A 4,279-nucleotide genomic window follows, 5' to 3' on the forward strand; every position below is an offset into this window, starting at 1 on the left:
TGCACCGAATCCGGGGACCCAGCGGGCCCCGGCGTCGGATCTGGCTCTGGCAGGTGATCAATGAACGCGGCCGAGCAGATCGAACACCTCACCCGATCGACGATCGGGAGCCTGACTGCCGCGTCCCGCGAGTTCAGCGAGACGCAGCAGGCGCTGGTTGCCCGACTCGACGATCACCAGCACGCACACCGCACCGAGGTGTCGCAACTGCGCACCGACCTGCAGACCGCCGCCGATGCCGCCGACAACGCCACGCCGCGGATCCTGCTGCCCGCCGACATCGCCGAGGCCAGTCCCCACGGCGCGGCCGCAACCGAATAGGCTGTTTCCCGTGTCCGGCAAGAAGCGATCCAGCAAGCCGTCCAAGCCACCTGCCAAGCAATTCAAGGCGTTGACGAGGCGCGGTCCGCACCGTGTGCTCGCGGGCAATCTGGGCATCGTCGGAATCGAGGGGCGGGTGTTCACGCCCGCCGACGGCACCCGGTTACCGGCCATCGCGTTCGGCCACACCTGGCTGTCCGGCGGCAACCGATACCGGGACCTGGCCTACCACCTGGCCTCGTGGGGTTTCGTCGTCGCACTCCCACAGGGGCAGCGCGGACTGATGCCCTCGGATGTGGGACTTGCCGCCGAGATGCGTTCGGCACTTGGTGTGGTCTGCAGTGCGCCCCTCGGCGACGGCGGGATCACCGTCGACGCAGCGAAGGTCGGGTTCGCCGGACACGGCTTCGGCGCCGCGGCTGCGGTGCTCGCCGCCTCCGACGAGCTGTTGCTGGGTCAGGAACCGGTGCCGACGTCGGGTGTGGTGGCGATCTTCCCCGCCCCGACGACCGCATTGCTGCCGGCCGCCGCGCCACGCGTCACCGCGCCCGGGCTCATCCTGGCCGCCGGGACCGAACTCGACACCTTCGACGCCAATGCCCGTCCGCTCGCGCGCGTGTACGGCGGTGATGTGGTGTTGCGCACTCTGCCTGCCGCAACCAGTCGCGGGCTTCTCGAACGCCGCACCTGGAAGACGATCCTCGGGGCGAACGGGGCCGACAAGACCACACATCGGCAGGTCCGCGCACTGATGACGGGATTCCTCCTGCACACCGTTGCCGGCGACACCGACTATGCCGGGTTCGGTGACCCGCAGGCCGTCATCGGCAAGAGTCTGGTTGTCGACCCCTCCGACGAGCCCGAACACGAGTTGGATCACATCTCTCGTCTGCTCGGCGCCAAGCCCCGCGAACAGCGTGGCCGGATCGCCCGCAGAATCCCGGTACCCTGACCTTCTATGTGTGGAATCGTCGGATATGTGGGAGGGCGTGACGCCCTCGACATCGTGGTCGAAGCGCTGCGGCGGATGGAGTATCGCGGCTACGACTCGGCGGGTGTGGCAATTCTCGACGGCCACGGGCATACCGCGATCGAGAAGAAGGCCGGACGGCTGGAGAACCTCGACAAGGTGATCGCCGGCGTCGGGCGGGAGAAGCTGTCGGGCACCACCGGGATGGGCCACACCAGGTGGGCGACCCATGGTCAGCCGACCGACCGCAACGCGCACCCGCACGCGAGCACCGACGGCAAGCTCGCCGTGGTGCACAACGGCATCATCGAGAACTACGCGCCGCTGCGTGACGAACTCGAGGCCGACGGTATCGAGTTCACCTCCGACACCGACACCGAGACCGCGGTCCATCTCGTCGAACGCGAGTATGTGAACGGCCCCGACGCCGGTGACTTCGTGGCGAGTGCCTACCGCGCCCTGCGCCGTCTCGAAGGTGCGTTCACGCTGGTGTTCACCCACTCCGATCATCCGGGCACGATCGTGGCGGCACGCCGCTCGACCCCGCTCGTGGTGGGCGTGGGTGTCGGCGAGATGTTCGTCGCGTCCGACGTGACGGCGTTCATCGAGCACACCCGCGAAGCGGTGGAGCTCGGCCAGGACGAGGTCGTGGTGATCACCGCCGACAGCTACGCCATCACCGACTTCGACCAGAATCCCCGGGCGGGTAAACCGTTCCACATCGACTGGGACCTCGCCGCCGCCGAGAAGGGCGGCTACGACTTCTTCATGCTCAAGGAGATCGCCGAGCAGCCCGCCGCGCTGGCCGATACCCTCCTCGGCCATCTCGAGGAGGGCCGCATCGTCCTCGACGAGCAACGCCTCACCGATCAGGACCTGCGTGACGTCGACAAGGTCTTCGTCGTGGCCTGCGGCACGGCCTACCACGCCGGGATGCTGGCCAAGTACGCGATCGAGCACTGGACGCGACTGCCCGTCGAGGTCGAACTCGCCAGCGAGTTCCGTTATCGGGACCCGGTGCTGGATCGCTCGACGCTGGTCGTGGCGATCTCGCAGTCCGGCGAAACCGCCGACACCCTCGAGGCCGTCCGGCACGCCAAGGACCAGAAGGCCCGGGTGTTGGCGATCTGCAACACCAACGGCGCGCAGATCCCGCGCGAGTCCGACGCCGTGCTCTACACCCACGCCGGACCAGAGATCGGGGTGGCCTCCACCAAGTGTTTCCTCGCCCAGATCGCGGCGGCCTACATGGTCGGCCTGGCTCTGGCCCAGGCCCGCGGGACCAAGTACGCCGACGAGGTCGCCCGTGAGTTCGCGGCGATGGAGCACATGATCGAGGCGGTCCGCGACGTCCTGGGCACGATGGAACCGGTGCGCGAGCTCGCTCACTCGCTGGCCCATCACAACACGGTGCTGTTCATCGGCCGTCACGTCGGGTATCCGGTGGCGCTCGAGGGTGCGCTGAAACTCAAGGAACTCGCGTACATGCACGCGGAGGGTTTCGCGGCCGGCGAGCTCAAACACGGCCCGATCGCACTCATCGAGGACGGCTTGCCGGTGATCGTCGTGATGCCCTCACCCGACGGTCGTGCGGTCCTGCATTCGAAGATGGTCTCCAACATCCGGGAGATCCAGGCCCGCGGGGCAGTCACCATCGTGATCGCCGAGGACGACGACGCATCGGCGAAATCCGTTGCCGATCACTTCATCCCGATCCCTAAGACGCCGACGCTGTTGCAGCCGCTGGTGTCGACGGTGCCGTTGCAGGTGTTCGCCGCCAGTGTCGCGCAGGCCCGTGGCTACGACGTCGACAAGCCTCGTAACCTGGCCAAGTCGGTCACGGTCGAGTAGGTCCGGGACGCGCCCATGCCGGTCAGTCACTTCACCGCCGAGGAGGTCCGGGCCGCCGAGCGCGCCACCGGGCACCTGCTGACCGACGGCACCCTGATGCGCCGCGCCTCGCACGGCGTCGCGCAGGTGGTCATCGGCGAATTCGCTTCTACGGGCGGATGTTACGGACGCCGGGTGGGGCTCGTGGTGGGTGCCGGTGACAACGGTGGCGACGCCCTGTTCGCCGGAGCGGAGCTCGCTCGCCGTGGTGTCGACGTGACCGCCGTGCTCCTCGCCCCCGACAAGGCGCACCCGGCCGGATTGGCCGCGCTGCGACGTCGCGGTGGGCGTGTCGTCGCGGCACTGCCCGTCGATCTCGACGCCGTCATCGACGGTGTGGTGGGCATCGGTGGGCGAGGTCCGTTGCGCGGCAACGCCGCCGAGGTGTTCGCGGCGCTCGACCCGAGTGTGACCGTCGTCGCGGTCGACCTGCCCTCCGGCGTGGACGCCGACACCGGCGAGGTCCATCACCCGGCGGTGCGCGCCGATGTCACCGTCACCTTCGGCGTGCTGCGTCACGCGCACCTGCTCGCCGGACCGCAGTGCGGGCGCATCCATGTGGTGGACATCGGGCTGTCGGGAACCATCGGCCGGCAGGGCGGTCCCTTCCTGTACTCGTTGTCGGACACCGAGATCGCCGAGGCATGGCCGATTCCGGGCGCCCACGACGACAAGTACACCCAAGGGGTCGTCGGCGTGATCGCCGGCTCGCACCGCTATCCCGGCGCGGCCATCCTCGCCTCGGGCGCCGCCGTCACCGCCACGTCGGGCATGACCCGCTACGTCGGTTCCGCGCACGCCGAAGTCGTCGAACATTTCCCGGAAGTGGTTGCGGTGCCGGATCTCTCCGATGCGGGCCGGGTACAGGCGTGGGTGATCGGGCCCGGAGCGGGCACCGACGCCGCCGCACTCGAGGTGCTGCGCACCGTGCTGGGCACCGATCTGCCCGTGCTCGTCGACGCCGACGCGCTCACCCTCGTCGCCGACCACCACGATCTCGTCGTCGGCCGTGACGCGCCGACACTGCTCACCCCGCACGCCGGCGAATTCGCCCGTCTCACTGGCGAACCGGTCGGCCCGGACCGGCTCCGCGCGGGC

4 protein-coding genes are annotated in these 4,279 nt (G+C 69.0%); all 4 read left to right on the top strand.

All coding sequences use genetic code 11. From position 1 onward, the window contains the following. Positions 1-60: 60 nt before the first annotated feature. Complete coding sequence (locus B1964_RS05965) at positions 61-321, top strand: hypothetical protein (protein WP_014359471.1); 261 nt, start codon at positions 61-63, stop codon at positions 319-321. A 10-nt stretch (positions 322-331) separates the two neighbouring features. Continuing rightward, positions 332-1,273 (top strand): hypothetical protein, encoded by a 942-nt coding sequence (locus tag B1964_RS05970; protein WP_014359472.1) that lies wholly within the window; start codon positions 332-334, stop codon positions 1,271-1,273. Positions 1,274-1,279: 6 nt separating this feature from the next. Further along, complete coding sequence (gene glmS, locus B1964_RS05975) at positions 1,280-3,142, top strand: glutamine--fructose-6-phosphate transaminase (isomerizing) (RefSeq protein ID WP_006372224.1); 1,863 nt, start codon at positions 1,280-1,282, stop codon at positions 3,140-3,142. Positions 3,143-3,157: 15 nt separating this feature from the next. Continuing rightward, positions 3,158-4,279, top strand: a 1,122-nt coding sequence (locus tag B1964_RS05980) for an NAD(P)H-hydrate epimerase (RefSeq protein ID WP_079929216.1), incomplete at its 3' end; no start/stop codon positions are given.

It is taken from the genome of Gordonia sp. i37, assembly GCF_002043085.1.
Classification (GTDB): domain Bacteria; phylum Actinomycetota; class Actinomycetes; order Mycobacteriales; family Mycobacteriaceae; genus Gordonia; species Gordonia polyisoprenivorans.

Coding starts and splice junctions, on each gene's coding strand:
- B1964_RS05965 (WP_014359471.1), top strand. CDS start 61: ATGAACGCGGCCGAGCAGATCGAACACCTCACCCGATCGACGATCGGG.
- glmS (WP_006372224.1), top strand. CDS start 1,280: ATGTGTGGAATCGTCGGATATGTGGGAGGGCGTGACGCCCTCGACATC.